Source organism: Mesorhizobium sp. RCAM 05104, from assembly GCF_059683645.1.
In genome coordinates, this window is record NZ_CM185033.1 from 1554494 (window position 1) to 1571707 (window position 17214).

19 protein-coding genes are annotated in these 17214 nt (G+C 64.8%); 11 read left to right on the forward strand and 8 right to left on the reverse strand.

All coding sequences use genetic code 11. The features are described 5' to 3' along the window. The first annotated feature begins 10 nt into the window (after positions 1-10). The 6 genes from AC56QP_RS07935 to AC56QP_RS07960 all read left to right on the forward strand — a co-directional run bounded on the left by AC56QP_RS07935 (position 11) and on the right by AC56QP_RS07960 (position 5745). Entirely contained in the window at positions 11-790 is a 780-nt protein-coding gene (locus AC56QP_RS07935) for an SDR family NAD(P)-dependent oxidoreductase (RefSeq protein ID WP_489860211.1), read from the forward strand. Between the two features lie 32 nt (positions 791-822). Next, the gene (gene araD1 / locus AC56QP_RS07940) at positions 823-1821 is read left to right on the forward strand and encodes an AraD1 family protein (RefSeq protein ID WP_489860210.1); all 999 of its coding nucleotides are present in this window, start codon (positions 823-825) and stop codon (positions 1819-1821) included. Positions 1822-1873: 52 nt separating this feature from the next. Beyond that, entirely contained in the window at positions 1874-2899 is a 1026-nt protein-coding gene (locus AC56QP_RS07945; RefSeq protein WP_489860209.1) for an ABC transporter substrate-binding protein, read from the forward strand. A 76-nt stretch (positions 2900-2975) separates the two neighbouring features. Further along, positions 2976-4079, forward strand: coding sequence for an ABC transporter ATP-binding protein (locus AC56QP_RS07950; protein WP_489860208.1), 1104 nt, complete (start codon positions 2976-2978; stop codon positions 4077-4079). Beyond that, positions 4076-4948, forward strand: a complete 873-nt coding sequence (locus AC56QP_RS07955) for an ABC transporter permease (RefSeq protein WP_489860207.1) — start codon at positions 4076-4078, stop codon at positions 4946-4948. Before AC56QP_RS07950 ends, AC56QP_RS07955 begins: the two co-directional genes overlap by 4 nt. After that, complete coding sequence (locus AC56QP_RS07960; protein ID WP_489860206.1) at positions 4945-5745, forward strand: ABC transporter permease; 801 nt, start codon at positions 4945-4947, stop codon at positions 5743-5745. Before AC56QP_RS07955 ends, AC56QP_RS07960 begins: the two co-directional genes overlap by 4 nt. A 15-nt stretch (positions 5746-5760) precedes the next feature. Here AC56QP_RS07960 and AC56QP_RS07965 read toward each other — a convergent pair whose 3' ends face one another. The 7 genes from AC56QP_RS07965 to AC56QP_RS07995 form a co-directional block, all read right to left on the reverse strand. Continuing rightward, complete coding sequence (locus tag AC56QP_RS07965) at positions 5761-7164, reverse strand: FAD-binding oxidoreductase (RefSeq protein WP_489860205.1); 1404 nt, start codon at positions 7162-7164, stop codon at positions 5761-5763. Positions 7165-7308: 144 nt separating this feature from the next. Then, complete coding sequence (locus AC56QP_RS07970) at positions 7309-8568, reverse strand: ABC transporter substrate-binding protein (RefSeq protein ID WP_489860204.1); 1260 nt, start codon at positions 8566-8568, stop codon at positions 7309-7311. Positions 8569-8616: 48 nt separating this feature from the next. Beyond that, complete coding sequence (locus AC56QP_RS07975; protein ID WP_489860203.1) at positions 8617-9048, reverse strand: hypothetical protein; 432 nt, start codon at positions 9046-9048, stop codon at positions 8617-8619. After that, positions 9045-10100 carry an aldo/keto reductase gene (locus AC56QP_RS07980; protein ID WP_489860202.1) on the reverse strand — a complete coding sequence of 352 codons (1056 nt, stop codon included), beginning with the start codon at positions 10098-10100 and terminating at the stop codon, positions 9045-9047. The genes AC56QP_RS07975 and AC56QP_RS07980 overlap by 4 nt, the downstream gene beginning before the upstream one ends. Then, a complete protein-coding gene (locus AC56QP_RS07985; RefSeq protein ID WP_489860201.1) occupies positions 10097-10450 on the reverse strand; it encodes a TIGR04076 family protein in 354 nt (117 codons plus the stop codon). The genes AC56QP_RS07980 and AC56QP_RS07985 overlap by 4 nt, the downstream gene beginning before the upstream one ends. Further along, positions 10443-10934 carry a DUF3830 family protein gene (locus tag AC56QP_RS07990; protein WP_489860200.1) on the reverse strand — a complete coding sequence of 164 codons (492 nt, stop codon included), beginning with the start codon at positions 10932-10934 and terminating at the stop codon, positions 10443-10445. The genes AC56QP_RS07985 and AC56QP_RS07990 overlap by 8 nt, the downstream gene beginning before the upstream one ends. Then, on the reverse strand, positions 10931-11665 hold the full coding sequence (locus tag AC56QP_RS07995; RefSeq protein WP_489860199.1) for a GntR family transcriptional regulator: 735 nt from the start codon (positions 11663-11665) through the stop codon (positions 10931-10933). Before AC56QP_RS07995 ends, AC56QP_RS07990 begins: the two co-directional genes overlap by 4 nt. Positions 11666-11792: 127 nt before the next feature. Between AC56QP_RS07995 and AC56QP_RS08000 the strand changes: the two genes are divergently transcribed. From AC56QP_RS08000 to AC56QP_RS08020, 5 genes are read left to right on the forward strand one after another with little or no spacing between them, the layout of a single operon-like run. Next, complete coding sequence (locus tag AC56QP_RS08000) at positions 11793-12593, forward strand: ABC transporter ATP-binding protein (protein ID WP_489860198.1); 801 nt, start codon at positions 11793-11795, stop codon at positions 12591-12593. Continuing rightward, positions 12590-13339 (forward strand): ABC transporter ATP-binding protein, encoded by a 750-nt coding sequence (locus AC56QP_RS08005; RefSeq protein ID WP_489860197.1) that lies wholly within the window; start codon positions 12590-12592, stop codon positions 13337-13339. The genes AC56QP_RS08000 and AC56QP_RS08005 overlap by 4 nt, the downstream gene beginning before the upstream one ends. Next, a complete protein-coding gene (locus AC56QP_RS08010; protein WP_489860196.1) occupies positions 13336-14244 on the forward strand; it encodes a branched-chain amino acid ABC transporter permease in 909 nt (302 codons plus the stop codon). Before AC56QP_RS08005 ends, AC56QP_RS08010 begins: the two co-directional genes overlap by 4 nt. Further along, positions 14241-15224 carry a branched-chain amino acid ABC transporter permease gene (locus AC56QP_RS08015; RefSeq protein ID WP_489863654.1) on the forward strand — a complete coding sequence of 328 codons (984 nt, stop codon included), beginning with the start codon at positions 14241-14243 and terminating at the stop codon, positions 15222-15224. The genes AC56QP_RS08010 and AC56QP_RS08015 overlap by 4 nt, the downstream gene beginning before the upstream one ends. Beyond that, positions 15221-16525, forward strand: a complete 1305-nt coding sequence (locus AC56QP_RS08020; RefSeq protein ID WP_489860195.1) for an NAD(P)/FAD-dependent oxidoreductase — start codon at positions 15221-15223, stop codon at positions 16523-16525. The genes AC56QP_RS08015 and AC56QP_RS08020 overlap by 4 nt, the downstream gene beginning before the upstream one ends. 21 nt (positions 16526-16546) lie before the next feature. On the opposite strand, the gene AC56QP_RS08025 is transcribed toward AC56QP_RS08020, so the two are convergent. Beyond that, complete coding sequence (locus AC56QP_RS08025) at positions 16547-17203, reverse strand: GntR family transcriptional regulator (RefSeq protein ID WP_489860194.1); 657 nt, start codon at positions 17201-17203, stop codon at positions 16547-16549. Positions 17204-17214: the final 11 nt, after the last annotated feature.

Here is a 17214-nt window from a genome sequence, read left to right on the forward strand (position 1 = left end):
GAGGCGCGCGATGACGAATGAAATCGGCAGCTACGCGACCTACCCAAGCCTCAAGGGCCGCAGCGTCTTCATAACCGGCGGCGGCAGCGGCATCGGCGAAAGCCTGGTGCGCCATTTCTGCGCGCAAGGCAGCCGTGTCGCGTTCGTCGACCTGGCGGAGGAACCTTCACGGCGCCTGGTCGACGCGATCGCGGCCGACGGGGATGCCGCGCCGCTGTTCATTCCCTGCGACCTGCGCAATGTCGAAGAGCTGCAGGCAGCCACGGCGCAGGCAATGCGGCACAACGGTCCGATCCAGGTGCTGTGCAACAATGCCGGCAATGACGACCGCCACCAGACCAAGGACGTGACGGTCGCCTACTGGGACGACCGCATGGCGGTCAATCTGCGCCACCAGTTCTTCGCGGCGCAGGCGGTGCGCCCGCAGATGAGCGGGCTGGGCGGCGGCTCGATCATCAATTTCGGCTCCATCACCTGGATGGTCGGCGATCCCGATTGCCCAGCCTATGTCACAGCGAAAGCCGCCGTTTACGGCATGACGCGGGCGCTGGCGCGCGAGCTCGGCCCCGAGCGCATTCGCGTCAACTGCATGGTGCCGGGCTGGGTGATGACCGAGCGCCAGATGCGGCTGTGGCTGAACCCTGCTGGTGAGCGTCAGATCGAGGAGAGGCAGTGCCTGCCAGACCGGCTGCAGCCCGCCGATATCGCGCGCATGGCGCTGTTCCTCGCCGCCGACGACAGCCGCATGTGCACAAGCCAGCAGTTCATCGTCGATGCGGGCTGGGTGTGACCCACACGGTCTCAAGGGAAGAAGGGTATTTCATGCGTCTTGTTCAGTACAGAATGCCAGATGGCAGCAGGCGGGTCGGCCATGTCTCCGATGACGGCAATCACCTGCACCCGCTCGAAAAGACCAGCAGCGTGCTGGAACTGGCAGAGGCGGCAATCGCCGAGGGCGCGTCGATCGCATCGCTGGTGGAGAAGCGGACAGGCGTCGCAACGATCGACTATGACGAGCTGTTGCGCGATGGCCGCGTGCTGGCCCCTGTCGACCATCCGGAACCGGCGCGCTTCCTGGTCACCGGCACGGGCCTGACCCATACCGGAAGCGCCGCCGCGCGCGACAAGATGCATGTGCTGACCCACGGCGAGGATGCCGAGGAATCGGATTCGCTGAAGATCTTCCGCATGGGCTTGGAGGGCGGCAAGCCCGCCGCCGGGCAGATCGGCATCCAGCCCGAATGGTTCTTCAAGGGCGTCGGCACCTGCGTCGTGCCGCCCGGCGCGCCACTGCCGATGCCGGCCTTCGCGCGCGCCGGCGCCGAAGAGGCCGAGATCGTCGGGCTCTATCTCAACGGGCCGGACGGCCGCCCCTACCGCATCGGCTATGCGCTCGGCAACGAATATTCCGACCATGTGACCGAAGCCGAGAACTACCTCTATCTCGCCCATTCCAAGCTCCGCTCCTGCTCGATCGGCCCGGAGCTGCTGATCGGCGACCTGCCCGACGAAGTGCGCGGCCATTCCCGCATCCTGCGCGACGGCGCCGTCATCTGGGAGCAGGAGTTCCTGTCGGGCGAAGCGCACATGTCGCATTCGATCGCCAATCTCGAACACTTCCATTTCCGCTACCCGATGCACCGCAGGGCGGGCGACCTGCACGCCTATTTCTTCGGCGCGGCGGTGATGAGCTATGCCTCCGGCGTCAAGACGGCCTCCGGCGACGAGTATGAAATCCAGGCACAGACATTCGGCAAGCCACTGCGCAACCGGATGGTTTCGGTGCCGGACGAGGGACTGGTCGCTGTCACGCAGCTGTGACGGCGAGGGTCCGGAAATAGCGGTCCACCAGAACGACAATGGGAGATTGAAAATGGGACTGAAGAAACTGTTTCTAAGAATGGCGACAATCGGCCTCGGTATCGGCCTGATGACATCGGCGGCCTTGGCCGCGAACCTGCGGGTTCTGGCCTGGGACGGCTACGCCGACCCGGACTGGGTGAAGGATTTCACGGCGGCGACAGGCATCGGCGTCGATGTCGTCTTCATCGGCAGCGATGACGAGATCTGGGCCAAGATCAAGGGCAGCGAAGGGCAGGACTTCGACGTCTTCGCCGTCAACACCGCCCAGTTGCAGCGCTACATCAAGGCCGATCTGGTATCGCCGATCGACATCACCAAGCTGGCCAACCAGAAGGAAGTGCTGCCGCGCTTCCGCGATCTGTCTCAGGTCAGCGGCGACACCAAGGACGGCAAGGTCTACGGCATTCCGTTCTGCTTCGACTCCATCGGCCTGATCTACGACACCGACAAGGTCAAGCCGGCGCCGACGTCGATGTCGGTCCTGTGGGACCCTGCCTACAAGGGTAAGGTGCTGGCCTATGACAATGGCGAGCACAATTTCTCGTTCACCGCGCTGACGCTCGGCTACAAGGATCCGTTCAATCTCAACGAAGAGCAGATGGCGGCGGTCAAGGCCAAGCTGGTCGAACTCAAGCGCAACGTGCTGAGCTTCTACACCACCGCCGACGAGGCGCAGCAGATCTATCAGAACAATGACGTTGCCCTGATCTGGGCCAATTACGGCCAGCAGCAGGTCAAGGCGCTGCAGAAGATCGGCGCCCATGTCGCCTACGTCAATCCGAGCGAGGGCGCGCTTGCCTGGCTCGACAACTGGGTCATTTCCAAGGGCGTTCGCGACAATGCGGCCGCCGAGAAATGGATCGACTTCATGCTGACGAAGAAGGTCAGCGGCGAGCTCTCCGAGCGTACCGGCTTCGGCAACACCGTGGTCGAGTCGAGCAGCGCCGGCGGCAATGACAAGCTGGTCTGGCTCAACAATGTCGAGGACCCGCTCAAGCGCTCGGATCTGTGGAACGAGATCAAGGCGACGCCCTGATCCTTTCCGCACCTGACTTCGAAGGACCCGGCGGTCCGGACGTTCCGGACCGCCGCAGCGTATGCGAGAATAGCTTATGAACCAGAACGCCGACCTGCTGACGCTGCGGTCCGTCTCGAAATCCTACGGCACGGTTCCCGTGCTGCACGACATCGACCTGTCGATCCGGGACGGTGAGTTCCTGACCGTTCTCGGGCCATCCGGCTCCGGCAAGACCACGGTGCTGCGGCTGATCGGCGGGCTGGAACCGCTGACCGCTGGTGAGATCCGGCTCGACGGCCAGGACATCAGCCGCATGCCGATCAATAAGCGGCCGTTCAACACCGTGTTCCAGGACTATGCGCTGTTCCCGCACCTCACCGTTTCCGGCAATGTCGGCTATGGGCTTTCGGTCCGCCACGTGCCGCGCAAGGAGATCGTGCGCCGCGTCGCGGAGGCCCTGGAACTTGTCCAGCTTGGGCGTTTTGCCGATCGCTTTCCAGCACAGCTCTCCGGCGGCCAGCGCCAGCGCGTCGCACTGGCCCGTGCGCTGATCTGCCAGCCGCGCCTGATCCTGCTCGACGAACCGCTGGCGGCGCTCGACCTTGAACTGCGCCGGCAGATGCAGGAGTTCCTGAAATCCATCCAGCGCGAAATCAAGACCACCTTCCTGTTCGTCACCCATGACCAGGAAGAAGCCATCGGCATGGCCGATCGGATCTGCGTGATGGAAGCCGGGCATATCCGCCAGCTCGGCACGCCGCACGACCTCTATTACAAGCCGAATTGCGAATTCGTCGCGCGCTTCTTCGGCGAGAACAATCTGGTGGCCGGAAAGCTTGGACCCGTCCAGGGCGAGCTGCGATCGATCGAGACGGCGCTCGGGCGCCTCATCTGCTCGATCAGTGGCCAGCCGCATTTGAACGCCGCACCGGATGGCGCCAGCGCCTACGCTGCGTTCCGCCCCGAGGCCCTGCACCTCGCCGATACACAGGACGCCGACAACCGCTTTTCCGGCACGATCGCCGATCTGGCCTTTGCCGGCTCATCGACCATCGCCACCATCGCGGCTGGCACCGACAATGCCGCGCAACGCCTGCGGCTGCGCGTGCCAAGCCGGGTCGACGGCAGCGCGCTGAAATCCGGCGAGACGGTATCGCTTTCGTTTGCGCCGCATGAAGGCCATCTGGTGCTGGCATGAGCGAAGCCGGTTCGATGCAGCCCGCGGAAAGACGGCTGTCGCTGTTGGTGACGGTGCTGGCCTTCGCCTTGCCGGTGCTCTTCGTCCTGGTGCCGCTGGCGATATTCCTCGGCTACAGCTTCTTCAGCGTCGACCAGGGCACGATCGTTTACGGGCTGTCACTGGGCAACTATGTCCGCTTCTTCACCGATCCGATCTTTCTGCCGGTGTTCTGGAACACAATCGTGCTGTGTATATCGGTGGCCATTATCTGCATCCTGCTCGCCTATCCCGCCGCCTATTTCCTGACGACGCTGGAGGGGCGCTGGCGTTACGCCTTGCTGATGCTGCTGCTGGTGCCGTTGCTGATGAGCTACGTCATCAAGATCTATGCGATCCGCAGCATCCTTGGCCTCAACGGCTTCCTCAACAAGGCGCTGGTGGCGGTCGGCATCCTGCAGCAGCCGTCGACGCTTTTCGTGTTCAACATGAATGCCATCCTGCTGACGCTGACGTTGCTGCTGATCCCCTTCGCCATCCTGCCGATCTTCCTGTCGCTGGAGCGTATCCCGCGGGTGCTGCTGCGCGCCTCCGACGATCTGGGGGCGAACGGATTGCAGACGTTCCTGCGCATCACCTTGCCGCTCAGCCTGCCCGGCGTCGCCTCGGCGGCGAGCTTCGTCTTCGTGCTGGCGATCGGCGATTTCCTGACGCCGCAAATGGTCGGCGGGATCAGCGGCTTCACTTTCGGCCGCATCCTCTACAGCCAGTTCGGCACGGCCTACAACTGGCCGTTCGGCGCGGCGCTGTCGGTGGCGCTGGCGGTCGTGGTGATCGCCGCCATTCTCATTGGCGAACGCTTCGGGCGCAATCGGGGGACGTCGATATGAGCGCCCTGCCCCGGCTGTCCACCGTCCTTCTGGCAGCGATCACGACACTGGTTGCGGTGCTGCTCTACAGCCCGCTGTTCGTGCCGATCGTGTCGTCGTTCTTCACCATTTCGCATGGCGATGTCGACTGGTCGTCACCGACACTGTCGACCTATGTGGCGTTGGCCGAGAACCATGACATCCTGGCCGCCTTGCGCACCACACTGATCGTCGGTGTCTGCACCGTCGTCCTGTCGGTGGTGAGCGGGACGCTGCTGGCGCTCTACTATCACGGACGCCGTTCCGGGCGTTCAGCGCTGCAGTTCATCATCTTCCTGCCGTTCCTGATGCCACCGATCATCAGCGGCCTGGCGCTGCTGATCTTCTTCCGCGAGATCCACCTCGAACGCTCGCTGCTGACGGTCATCATCGGACACACGGTCTTCGTGCTGGCGATCGTCTACCGCACGGTGCTGACGCGGTTGCAGTCGATGAGCCGCACGCTGGTCGAAGCATCCTACGATCTTGGCGCCACCGGCTGGCAGACGTTCTGGCGCATCATCCTGCCAAACCTGTCGAGCGCGATGGTCGGCGGGGCTATCCTGGCTTTTGCCCTGTCGTTCGACGAGACGATGATCACCATCCTGGTCACAGGCACGCAAAGCACGTTGCCGGTCAGGCTGTGGGCGATGATGCGGCTTGGCTTTTCACCCGACATCAATGCGCTGGTGGCGCTGATCCTGATGTTCACCGTGCTGCTCTGCGTGCTTGCCGCCCGTTTTCTTATTCCCAGGCAAGTCGCGACGGAACGGACCTGAGTTACCGGGCAACTGTCATCGAGGCAAGGCAGACGGGTTGAGGTCGAAGACCCGCCCGGGATTGAGGATGTTCTTCGGGTCGAGAGCCGCCTTCAGCCGCCGCATCGTGGCGATCTCGGCGTCGCTGCGGACCAGATGCAGCCACTTCTTCTTGTCGAGGCCGATGCCATGTTCGGCCGAAACGCCACCTCCGGCCGCCGCCACGCCGCGATAGACGCTATCGTATGCCGCCGCCGGATCCATCGTACGGACCTGATAGTGCAGATTGCCGTCGCCGAGATGGCCGAACACATAGATGTCGGCGCCGGGGTCGAAGGCGTGGATGGCAGCGTCCGCTTCCCGCAGGAAGGCGTCCATGCGCGCCAGCGGGACGCTGATATCGACGCTGACCAAGTCTTTTATCGAAAACAGAACGCGATTGGCATCCTCGCGCACATCCCAGAGCGCCCGGAATTCGCGCGGCGACTGCGAGACGACCACATCGTCGATCACGCCATCCTCGACCGCCTGCATCAACACCTCGGCGAAGCGCTCGCCGTCGCGTTCCGGCTCGCTGCCCTGGATCTCGGCCAGCACATAGACAGGCGAGCCCGGCGGCAGCGGCGCCGGCATGGCCATGCTGGCGACCATGACGTCATAGAGCGGTGCGAAGTTGACCTCGTAGGCGGACAGGAGCGGGCCGAGCTTTTGCCGGAGCAGCCCAAGCAGGGCGATCGCCGCATCGAGCGAAGAGAGTGCGCAGAAGGCGTTCACCTCCGAGGCCGGCTTGGGATGCAGCCTGAGCGCGGCGCGTGTGACGACGCCGAGGGTTCCTTCCGCGCCGATGAAGAGCTGGCTGAGGTCGTATCCGGAATTGTCCTTGGGCAGGCCCTTGAGCGAGGTCAGCACGCTGCCATCGGCAAGCACCGCCTCCAACCCCAGCACCTGCGCCCGGTACATGCCGTAACGCAGCACGCGAATGCCGCCGGCATTGGTGGCGACATTGCCGCCAATCGTTGCCGAGCCACGGGCACCAATATCGACGCCGAACATCAGCCCGACGCCGTCGGCCGCCTCCTGCACCGCCTGCAGTGTCGCGCCCGCTTGCGCGACGATGCTGGCCGCCTGGCGATCCGGAGCGACAAGGCCGGTCATGCGCTCCAGCGACAGCACGATCTCACCCGGCTGCACGCGCGCGGCGCCGGCCAGCCCGGTACGTCCGCCCTGCACGACAACTGGCTGGCCGAAATGGTTGCACGCGGCCAGCGCAGCCGCGACACAATCGGTGTCGCGCGGGCGCAGCACCGCTTCCGGGAGCACGCCAAGCCTGCCCTCCGGATCGTCGCGATAGCGTTGGTCGACGTCGGAGCCGGCGAGCACGCCGCCCGCGCCCAACCGATTACCGAGAGCAGAGAGAAGCTGTTGGGTTTCAGGCGACATCGGCCAATCCTATTCATGATCGACTGCCGGTCAAACCCAGCCCGTGCAGGCCTGTCCGCACGGCCGCCCGGGACAATGCCGAGAGGCCAACCGTCCGGCATCGATCACGATGGTATCGGATCGATGCCGGACAACAGGATCGTCTTACTGAAGCTTGGCCTGCAGTGCGTTGACGTCGTCGGTGGTCATTTCGCCGTCGGTCGTCACCTTGCCGTCGACAATCTTCCACAGCCGGAACGGGCCGGTGATGTCGCCATACTTGTCGAAAGCGACCGGGCCGATGACACCTTCATAGCGGATCGCCTTGCCGTCCTTGATCAGGCCGAGCGCCTTGGCGAATTCGTCCTTGCCGGCAAAGATAGGCGTGCCGGCCGGGTCTACCGCCTTGTACATCGCATCCTTGATCTTGGCCGGATCCTCGGAGCCGGCGATGGCGATAGCGAGGCCGACGATGGCGCCGGCGTCATAGGAACGGTCGGCGGCTGGATTGGACGGCTCGATGCCGGAAAATTCCTTGTAGTTCTTCATGAAGTAGTCGGTCGACGCGGTCGGGCTGGTGCCCGACGACGTGCCATAGGCATCCTTCAGATAGTCGGCGCCGACCGACTCGATGAAGTCCGGGCTGTTCATGCCGTCATTGAGCAGGAATTTCTGCACGCCGCCTTGCGAAATCCAGGTGCGGGCAACGGTTGCGCCGTCGACCGGCGTGCTGACGAGATAGAGCCCGTCCGGTTCGCCGGCCATCGCCGCCGTGACTTCCGAGGCATAGCTCGACTGCTTTTCGTTGTATGGCGTGTCGGAGACGATGGTGCCGCCGAGCGCTTTGTAGGCGCGCGAGAATTCGGCCACCATGTTGACGCCGAAGTCGTTGTTGACGTGGATGATCGACAGCTTCTTGAAGCCCTTGTCGATGGCGTATTTGGCGGCGGCGACGCCCTGCAGCGCGTCCGACGTAATGGTGCGGAAGAAGATGCCGTTGGTCTTGCCGTCGCGACCGAGCGCCGTCAGCGTCGGCGATGACGAGGCCGGAGACACCTGGACGATCTTGGCCGGCGCGGTGACCGAAGTCAGGATCGGGATCGACACCGAGGAGATGATGCCGCCGATGATGACCGGCACCTTCTTGACCTGAACCAGCTGGGTCGCCGCGTCGACGGCGATGTTGCCCTGGCTCTGGCTGTCGCGCGTGTCGGTGGCCAGATCGCAGCCGCGCACGCCGCCAGCGGCGTTGATGTCACGGAAGGCCATTTCGACCGACTTGGCGCCGGCCTGGCCGTACTCGCCGGCCGGACCGGTCAGTTCCATGACGAGGCCGACGGTGATCTTGCAATCGGCGGCCTGCGCCGCGCCGGCGATCGTCACGAGCGCGAGCGCGGTGGTGAGTTGGAGTATCGTCTTTGTCATTGTTGTTCCCCTTTCGTTACTCGACTGTATTTGATCTCTGGAGCCTGTTCAGCTTTCCGGCACCTGCAGCCAGGTTTCATGCAGATGCCGCCATTGGACGCCGTTGGGCGCCGATGAACTGGTTGTGAAGACAGCGCTGGACTGGCGACGGCTGCGCTTGCGGCCGCGCAGCTGCGCCTCGACGTAGAAGAGGATGACCGTGTCGGCGTCCTGCCAGCCGGGCCGGATATCCTCGATCGAAATGGTGAAGCCGTCTTCGCAAGAGGCGCGGCTTGAGCGGACATGATCGACGACCGCGTCGCGATCGAGGACCTTGCCGTCCGGCGCGACCATGCCGAAGCCGTCGCCCATGGCACGCTCGAAACGGCTGAAATCCACCTTGTCGGCACGCTCCGCGACGAACCAGTCGACGAAGAAGCGATGCAGGTCGATGACCTCGGCGCTGGCCCTGGAAAACAGCGTCTTGTTGATGGCGCTCATGTCCGGCCCGCGTTCAGATTGTAGTGCATGATCGAGCCATGGCGGCCATGGCGGTCGCGCTCCAGCGTGTAGACATCGCCCAGGGGGCCCTGTCTTTGCGCGATGACGGCAGCGATCCCCGCCATGTCCTCGGCGTCGAGCGCAACGTCCATGATTCTGGCATTGGCCAGAGCATGTGCCTGGTTGCGGGCACCGACGATGACGGCCGCCACTTGGGGCTGCTGCAGCACCCAAGCGCTGGCGATGGTGGCGACGTCGGCGCCGTGGCGATCGCCGACAGTCTTCAGCGCCCGAAGCAGCTGCTGGAACAGCTCCCAGCCGCCAAAATCATCGATGATCAGCTTGTATTTGACCAGCGAACGGTTTTCGAGCGGCGTGGCGGGCTCGGCCACGCCAAGCCATTTGTCGCTGAGGAAGCCACCGGCGACGGAGCCGTAGCAGAGGAAGCTGACGCCGTTTTTCGCGGCGAGGCCCGCCAGGCTGTTCGCTGGCCGCTGGTCGAGCACGGAATATTGCAGCTGCTGGCTGACCAGCGGAATGCCGGCGGCTAGGATTTCGGCCAGCCGCGGCGTGTCGAAATTGGTGGTGCCGAGATTGCGCACCTTGCCTTCCAGCCGAAGCTCGTTGAGCCAGCCCATCGCCTCGACATAGCCAGCTATCGCATAGTCCCACCAGTGGAACTGCACGAGATCGAGCCGCTCGGTCTTCAGCCTGCGCAGCGACTGATCGACGATGCCCCTGATGTAATCGCGGCTGATGGTGGCCAGCCGTTCGAGGTCGGGCACCAGCTTGGTGTGCACCTTCATCCTGGCGGCGACGTCGAGGCCGCGCTCGCTGGCCAGCCGCAGGCGCGCGGCACCGATCAGTTCCTCGACGCCGGTGTAGATGTCGGCACAATCATAGGTCCAGATGCCGGCATCGAAAGTGGCGATCAGGTCGGTGACCGCTTGGCTGCGATCGATGGCGCCGTGGCCGCCGGCCAACTGCCAGCCACCGCGAATGACGCGCGAGATCGTGTAGCCGGGGCCGAGTTCGAAGGTCTTGGCACTCATCTCTGGTCATTCTCCTTCGGCAGCGGCACGGCCGTGGTTGCGGCATGGCTGAACCGCCGCTTACCGGTCCTGACGATCCTCAGCCGGCTGGCGCAGTTGGGATCGGGACAAGCGATCTCGGCGTCCGAAGTCATCCAGTCATTGGCGTGGGTCGGGCGCTGCTTGGCCGCCAGCAGCGGCAACACGGCGGCGAGCGAATAGATCGAAAAACCCTGGCCTGCCGGCATCGACAGCATCTCGCCCTTGAGCTCGAAATAGTCGCCGGCCCTGGCCCCGCAATAGATCGGCTTACCCTCGGGGATGACCGCCTCGACGCGAAGGTCGAAGAGCTCGAAACTGTCGTCAGCCATTTGAGGCCTCCACCAGGCTGAAGGTGATGTCGCAGGCGCCGTTGCGCCGGATCGCGCCGCAGGCGGCGGCGAACTGATCGCGGTCTTCGGCAAGCACCTGCGCCACCACGCTGCCGGCGAGCCAGCCGATCGGGAACAACAGCCGCGCGCCCTGCCCGTAGAACAGGCCGATGTCGAAGATCGCGTTGGGGTTGCCACCCCACATGCGTGGCGGCACATAGGACAAGACAATGTCACCGGGCTGCGGCGTCAGTGTCGCGTTCTCCGCCGGCAAGGGCCTGGCATAGGCCTGCCCCTCAAGATCGGCTGATGGAACCGGGCAGGAGATTTCGGGGCCCGTCCACATCGCATGAATGCCCGGTACGACGCGCGGTGTGCCGAGATACGCCTGGAGGAAGGCGGCGTTCTCCGGCGCCTTTTCGGGCAGCAGCAGCGCCGTCACGGAAAGCTTCGAGCGCGGCTCGGTGATGCTGATGGCGGTCATGTCTGGTCTTTCGCGGCGGCGGACTGCAATTTGCTGCGCAGGAAGGTAAAGGGCCGACTGATGTCGGCGACCAGCGCTTCCCGCGCCGCCCGCGCATCCTGCGTGGACAGGGCCGTCACGATGCGGCGGTGATACTGGGCGGTGTCGACCTCGCCGGCTTCCGAGAAGGCGTAGATGGCGACACGAATGCAAGGTCCCGATTGCAGCCACAGGCTCTCGATCATCGGGATCAGCACGGCCGAGCCGCAGGAGCGGTAGATCTCGAAATGAAAGCTCTGGTTGAGCGTCACCTCACGATCGACGTCCTTCTTGTGTTTCAGCGCCCGCATCTCGTCCCATTCGCCCAGAATGGTCTCGATGGTGGCGATCTGGCGTGGACCCATGCGGGCGGCGGCAAGCGCGATGGCCTCGCCCTCGATCAGGATGCGGGCCCGCAAGAGATCATCGAGACGCTCCAGCGTGATCGGCGGTACCCGCACCGAACGGTTGGGCAGCGCCTCCAGCGCCTTTTCGGTGATCAGCCGGCCAAGCGCCTCGCGCACCGGCATGGTCGAGGTGACCAGTGCGTCGGCGAGGCCACGGATGGTCAGCACCTGGCTTGGTTCGAACAGGCCGCCGATCAAGGCGCGGCGCAGTTCGGAATAGACGCGATCCTGCACGGTCTCGCGGCCGACCGGCGCAAGCTGGGCAGCGATCACCTCGTTGTTCTTTTCGATGGCAGCCTTTTGCATGGAATTCCGTTCTTGGCCGGTTTTCGGCTTGCGGACGAAATTAAAGCCGAATAGCGTGATCAAAGCAAGTGTGATCACAAATCAAAAATCAGGAGGCGGCGATGATCGTCTTCGGCCAGAGGGTTTGATGAACGAGGCAGCCAAACGGCAAAGGAAGGAAAAACGCGCCCCGGTTCTGGCGGCAAGGAATGTCGTCAGGCGTTTCGGCGGTCTCATCGCCGTCAACGATGTCTCGTTTGATGTCAGGGCGGGAGAAATCCTTGGCCTCATCGGACCTAACGGCGCCGGCAAGACGACGATGTTCGACCTGCTCGCCGGCAGCATCTTGCCAAGCAGCGGCGAGATCTTCCTCAACGGTGCGCGCGTCTCGGGGGAAGCCGCGCATCTGCGCATCGGTCGTGGCCTCGGCCGCACTTTCCAGATCCCTCGCCCGCTGCCCAACCTGACGCTGATCGAAAACATCATGCTGGCGGCACAGGGCCAGGCCGGCGAAAAATTGCTCGCCAACTTCGTCACGCCGTGGCGGGTGGCGGCGCAGGAAAGAGCGGCCAGGGCAAAGGCGCTCGAACTGCTGGAACTCGTCACCCTCACCCACCTCGCGCATGAACCGGCGCGCGTGCTTTCCGGCGGCCAGCGCAAGCTGCTCGAACTCGCCCGCGTGATGATGGCCGACCCGGCGATCATCCTGCTCGACGAACCGGCGGCCGGCGTCAACGCGACGCTGCTCGAAGTCATCATCGACCGCATCCGCGACATCAACGCGCGCGGCATCACCTTCCTGCTGATCGAGCACAATATCGACATGGTGACGCGGCTCTGCCATCGCGTCCTCGTCATGGCGAGCGGCCAGTTGCTCAGCGAAGGCACGGCGGAAGAGGTCGCGCGCGACCCACGCGTCATCGAGGCCTATCTCGGAGGCACCGCATGAGCGAAACCGTCCTTGATGTCCGCGACCTCGAAGCCGGTTACGAACCCGGCGTGCCGATCGTGCGCGGCGCGTCGATCACCGTCAACAAGGGCGAGATCGTCGTTGTCCTTGGCCCCAACGGCGCCGGCAAGTCGAGCTTCATCAAGGCGATCGCCGGCCTCGTCCCCATCACCGGCGGCACGGTGTTTCTGGACGGCAAGGACATCACCGCCGCACCGGCCCACACCATGGTACGGCTTGGCCTCGCCTTCGTGCCGCAGACCGAAAATATCTTTCCGCTGATGTCGGTCGAGGACAATCTCAGGGTCGCCTGCGGTATCCTCGAGCGGCGCGAGATCCCTGGCCGCCTCGAGGAAATGTATGCGGCCTTCCCCGACCTCGTCCGCCAGCGCCATACCGCCGCCGGCAACCTGTCGGGCGGACAGCGGCAGATGCTCGCCGTCGCGCGGGCGCTGATCGTCCATCCCAAGGTGCTGGTGCTCGACGAACCGTCGGCCGGCCTGTCGCCGAAATTCGTGGCGATGGTGTTCGAGATGCTGGCCGGCATCCGCAAGTCCGGCGTCACCATCCTGCTGGTCGAACAGAACGCCAAGGCAGCACTTGCCATCGGCGACCGCGCCTATGTGCTGGTCGAAGGCAAGGACCGGCACGAAGGCATTGCCTCCGAACTGTGGAACGATCCCGTCGTCGCCGAACTCTACCTCGGCCAGCGCCCGCTGCACGCCGAGAAAGGAGGCGCGGCATGAGCCTGCAATTTGTCGTCGACGGGTTGCTGACCGGCTCGATGATCGGCTTGGGCGCGATCGGCGTGACGCTCACCTATTCGATCCTGCGCTTCTCGAACTTCGCCCATGGCGACTTCATGGCCTGGGGCACCTATGCGACGCTCGCCGTCGTCAGCGCCATCGGCGCGACATTCGGCAAGGTGGCGCCGATCGCGCCACTGTCCTTCGGCTGGCCGCTGCTTGTCGCACTGGCCGTCGGAATGGCATTCACCGCACTCCTGGCGCTGCTGCTCGACAGAGTGCTGTTCGCGCGGCTGCGCTCACAAGGCCAGGCCATCATCGTGGTGATGGCGAGCTTCGGCGCTTCGATGGCGCTCCGGAGCCTGCTCGAATTCACCTTCTCCTCGCGCCCGACCTATTTCAGCCGGGCGATCCAGATCGCCATGCCGGTCGGCTTCGGCATCCGCATCACGCCCGACCAGATCGCGCTTTTGCTGCTGACCGCCGTGCTCGTGCTCGGCGTGCATCTGTTGATGACACGCACACAGACCGGCCGCTCGATGCAGGCCTTGAGCCAGAACGCGGCACTTGCCCGCATCGTCGGCATCGACGTCGCCAGCGTGGTGCGCGTCACCTGGATCATCGGCGGGGCGCTGGCCTGCGTGGCCGGCGTGATGATCGGCATTCTGGTACAGATCCGCCCCTTCATGGGCTTCGACATGCTGCTGCCGATGTTCGCCGCAGCCATCCTCGGTGGCATCGGCAGCATCCCCGGCGCCGTTCTCGGCGGCCTGATCATCGGGCTCGCCGAAGCCGGAGCGGTGCAATTGATCGGCGCCGAATGGCGCGCCGCCGTCTCCTTCATCATCCTGATGGCGGTGCTGTTCGTGCGGCCGATCGGCCTTTTTGGTGTGAGGGAACGCTGATGGATCTGCTCGGCTATGGTGCCTTCTTCCTGACCACCGCGCTGATCTTTTCGCTGGTCACGCTGGGGCTCAATCTGCAGTGGGGCCTGACCGGCCTGTTCAATGTCGGCCTCGCCGGCTTCGTCGCCATCGGTGCCTACACCTCGGCCTTGCTGACCACGCCGGACGACGCCGCGCGGCTCGGCGGCTTCGGCCTGCCGATCCTTGTCGGCTGGGCGGGTGCCATGGTCGTCGGCGGCATCGCCGCCGCGCTTACCGGCATGGCCACGCTGCGTCTGCGATCCGACTATCTGGCGATCACCACCTTCGGTGTCGCCGTCGTCGTGCAACTGGTCGCACTCAACGCGCAGAAATTGACCGGTGGTCCGTTCGGCATCGGCTTCATCCCGCGCCCCTTCGGCAGCCTCGCCGAAACACCGCTGCTGTTCAACCTCTCCAACCTCGCCGTCGTCTGCGTGGTCACGCTGATCGCCTATCTCGCCTTGGAGCACCTGTCGCGCAGCCCGTGGGGGCGTGTGCTGAAGGCGCTGCGCGAGGACGAACGGGCCGCGATCTCGCTGGGCAAGAGCGCGCGTTTCTACCGTGTCCAGGCCTTTGCCGTCGGCGGTGCCATCATGGCGCTGGCCGGCGCGCTGCAGGCGCATTTTACCGGCTTCATCGCCCCGGACAATTACCTGCCGATCCTGACCTTCCAGGTCTGGGTGATGCTGATCGTCGGCGGCTCGGGCAGCAATCTCGGCGCCGTCATCGGCAGCATCCTGGTGTGGGGGATATGGGCAGGCTCAGGCACGCTGACCAGCGTGCTGTTCCCACCGGAGCAGCAGGCCCGCGCCGCCTCGCTGCAGATCGTCGCCATCGGCGTCATGCTCTGCGTCATCCTGCTGATCCGGCCGAACGGCCTGTTCGGCGACAGGCCGCTGCGGCCACGCTTCGGCAAGCGGGCGAAGATCGCCGAGGCCAAGAGCAGTTCCGGGTCATGAACGCAGTAGCCCGGCCGGAGGCGCATGACGCTTCGCTCTGGCATGCCGTCAGCCGCAACCACCGCGTCCGGCCGTCACTGCAAGGCGGGCTGGATGTCGACCTCGCCATCATCGGCGGTGGTTTTTCCGGTCTTTCAACCGCGTTGCACGCCGCTGGGAAAGGACTTTCCGTCGCCGTTCTCGAAGCCGAATTCATTGCGTGGGGCGCGACCGGCAGGAATGCCGGTTTCGTCGTGCCTAATTTCGCCAAGATGGACCCGGACAGCATCCTTGCGCATCTTGGGTCCGAACGCGGCGAAAGGCTGATCGATTTCGCCGCCGGCAGCGCCGATCTGGTCTTCGGCCTGATCAAGCGGCACGGCATCGACTGCGACGCACTGCAGAGCGGATGGATCCAGCCGGCGCATTCCCCCGCAGCGTTCGAAAAGGTCAGGTCACGCGCCAACCAATGGGTGCAACGCGGCCGGCCGGTCGTAGCATTGGACCGGCAGGAGGTCGAAGCCCTGACGGGCGCCAAGGGCTATGTCGGTGGCTGGAAGGATCGTTCGGGCGGCGTGCTCAATCCGGTCGAATACGCGCGCGGGCTGGCCGATGCGGCGGAGAAGGCTGGCGCGCACATCTTCGAACAGACACGCGTCACCTCGGTCGATCGGATGGCCGATGGCTGGGTGCTGAAAACGCCGGCGGGCTCGGTGCGCGCCGGCAAGGTGCTGATCGCCACCAACGCCTATGGCGGGCCGCTCCACCCCGCGCTGCAGCGAACCTACTTCCCGCTGAAAGTCTTCCAGATCGCCACCGCGCCGCTGCCGCGCGAAATCCGCACCCGCCTGCTGCCCGGCGGGCAAGGCGTCGGCGACACCAGGCGCAATCTCTTCACCTTCCGCTTCGACGCCGAAAACCGGCTGATCAGCGGCGGCATGCATATCCTTGGCGCCGGCGCCGATACGCGCGTCCCGCAAGCGATCTGGCAGCGGCTTGCCCGGCATCTCGACCTGCCCGACCTGTCGCCGGTCGACTACAGCTGGTCGGGAATGGCGGCGGTCGAACCGGATTTCCTGCCGCATCTCCTCGACCTTGGGCCGGGCCTGATCGCCGGTCGCGCCTGCAACGGACGCGGCATCGCCATGACCACGGCGATGGGCAAGGTGCTGGCCGACTGGGCCGCTGGAACCGACGCCCGCGACCTGCCGCTGCCCTTCGGGCCGCCGGCGCCGATCCCGTTCCATGCGCTGCTGCGGCACGCGCCCAACATATTCTTAGGCTGGAGCATGCTGCGCGACCGAATGGACGAGGCTGGTTAGCGTGCCTGGCCGTGCGGACGATCAGTCGGTCGCGCGAAGATTTTCGGAGAGAATCGCGGCCGCCACGGCGATGTCCTCTTCGAGGAATGCTCGAACCGCCGAACCGCTGTGCTGCTCCAACGCGGCAACGATCCTGCGATGCGCATCGTTCGACTGCGGGATGTAGCGATCGGCCTGCATCAGCAGCTTGAGATACGGCCCGACCCGCCCCCAAAGGTCGCGGATCATGTTCAAAAGGATCGGCGCGCCGGCATGCTGGTAGATGGCGAAGTGGAAGGCCTCGTTCAGCGTGAGATAGGCTCTGGCGTCTGCCACCTCGATGGCGCGCTGCATGCCGTCGAGCGTGACCTGCAGCTCGACCAGCCCGCTTTCGGTCATCCGCGAGGCGGCCATCTCGCCCGCCAGTCCCTCGACGGCGATGCGAATGCGCGTCAGTTCCTCGAAGGCAGGCGCGGACAGCAAGGGCACGATGATCGAGCGGTTGTTCTGCATTTCAAGCAGCCGCTCGGCGACGAGCCTCTGCAGCGCCTCGCGGATCGGCGTCGTCGATATCCCGAACGTCTCGGCGAGCTTGCGGATGACCAACGTCTGGCCCGGGCTGAAGCCACCTGAAATCAACTCCTGCTTGAGCGCGCCATAGGCGCGGTCGTTCAGGGTCTGATGTTCAAGCTTCAACATGCGCGGCCCGC

Coding starts and splice junctions, on each gene's coding strand:
- AC56QP_RS07935 (WP_489860211.1), top strand. CDS start 11: ATGACGAATGAAATCGGCAGCTACGCGACCTACCCAAGCCTCAAGGGC.
- araD1 (WP_489860210.1), top strand. CDS start 823: ATGCGTCTTGTTCAGTACAGAATGCCAGATGGCAGCAGGCGGGTCGGC.
- AC56QP_RS07945 (WP_489860209.1), top strand. CDS start 1,874: ATGGGACTGAAGAAACTGTTTCTAAGAATGGCGACAATCGGCCTCGGT.
- AC56QP_RS07950 (WP_489860208.1), top strand. CDS start 2,976: ATGAACCAGAACGCCGACCTGCTGACGCTGCGGTCCGTCTCGAAATCC.
- AC56QP_RS07955 (WP_489860207.1), top strand. CDS start 4,076: ATGAGCGAAGCCGGTTCGATGCAGCCCGCGGAAAGACGGCTGTCGCTG.
- AC56QP_RS07960 (WP_489860206.1), top strand. CDS start 4,945: ATGAGCGCCCTGCCCCGGCTGTCCACCGTCCTTCTGGCAGCGATCACG.
- AC56QP_RS07965 (WP_489860205.1), bottom strand. CDS start 7,164: ATGTCGCCTGAAACCCAACAGCTTCTCTCTGCTCTCGGTAATCGGTTG.
- AC56QP_RS07970 (WP_489860204.1), bottom strand. CDS start 8,568: ATGACAAAGACGATACTCCAACTCACCACCGCGCTCGCGCTCGTGACG.
- AC56QP_RS07975 (WP_489860203.1), bottom strand. CDS start 9,048: ATGAGCGCCATCAACAAGACGCTGTTTTCCAGGGCCAGCGCCGAGGTC.
- AC56QP_RS07980 (WP_489860202.1), bottom strand. CDS start 10,100: ATGAGTGCCAAGACCTTCGAACTCGGCCCCGGCTACACGATCTCGCGC.
- AC56QP_RS07985 (WP_489860201.1), bottom strand. CDS start 10,450: ATGGCTGACGACAGTTTCGAGCTCTTCGACCTTCGCGTCGAGGCGGTC.
- AC56QP_RS07990 (WP_489860200.1), bottom strand. CDS start 10,934: ATGACCGCCATCAGCATCACCGAGCCGCGCTCGAAGCTTTCCGTGACG.
- AC56QP_RS07995 (WP_489860199.1), bottom strand. CDS start 11,665: ATGCAAAAGGCTGCCATCGAAAAGAACAACGAGGTGATCGCTGCCCAG.
- AC56QP_RS08000 (WP_489860198.1), top strand. CDS start 11,793: ATGAACGAGGCAGCCAAACGGCAAAGGAAGGAAAAACGCGCCCCGGTT.
- AC56QP_RS08005 (WP_489860197.1), top strand. CDS start 12,590: ATGAGCGAAACCGTCCTTGATGTCCGCGACCTCGAAGCCGGTTACGAA.
- AC56QP_RS08010 (WP_489860196.1), top strand. CDS start 13,336: ATGAGCCTGCAATTTGTCGTCGACGGGTTGCTGACCGGCTCGATGATC.
- AC56QP_RS08020 (WP_489860195.1), top strand. CDS start 15,221: ATGAACGCAGTAGCCCGGCCGGAGGCGCATGACGCTTCGCTCTGGCAT.
- AC56QP_RS08025 (WP_489860194.1), bottom strand. CDS start 17,203: ATGTTGAAGCTTGAACATCAGACCCTGAACGACCGCGCCTATGGCGCG.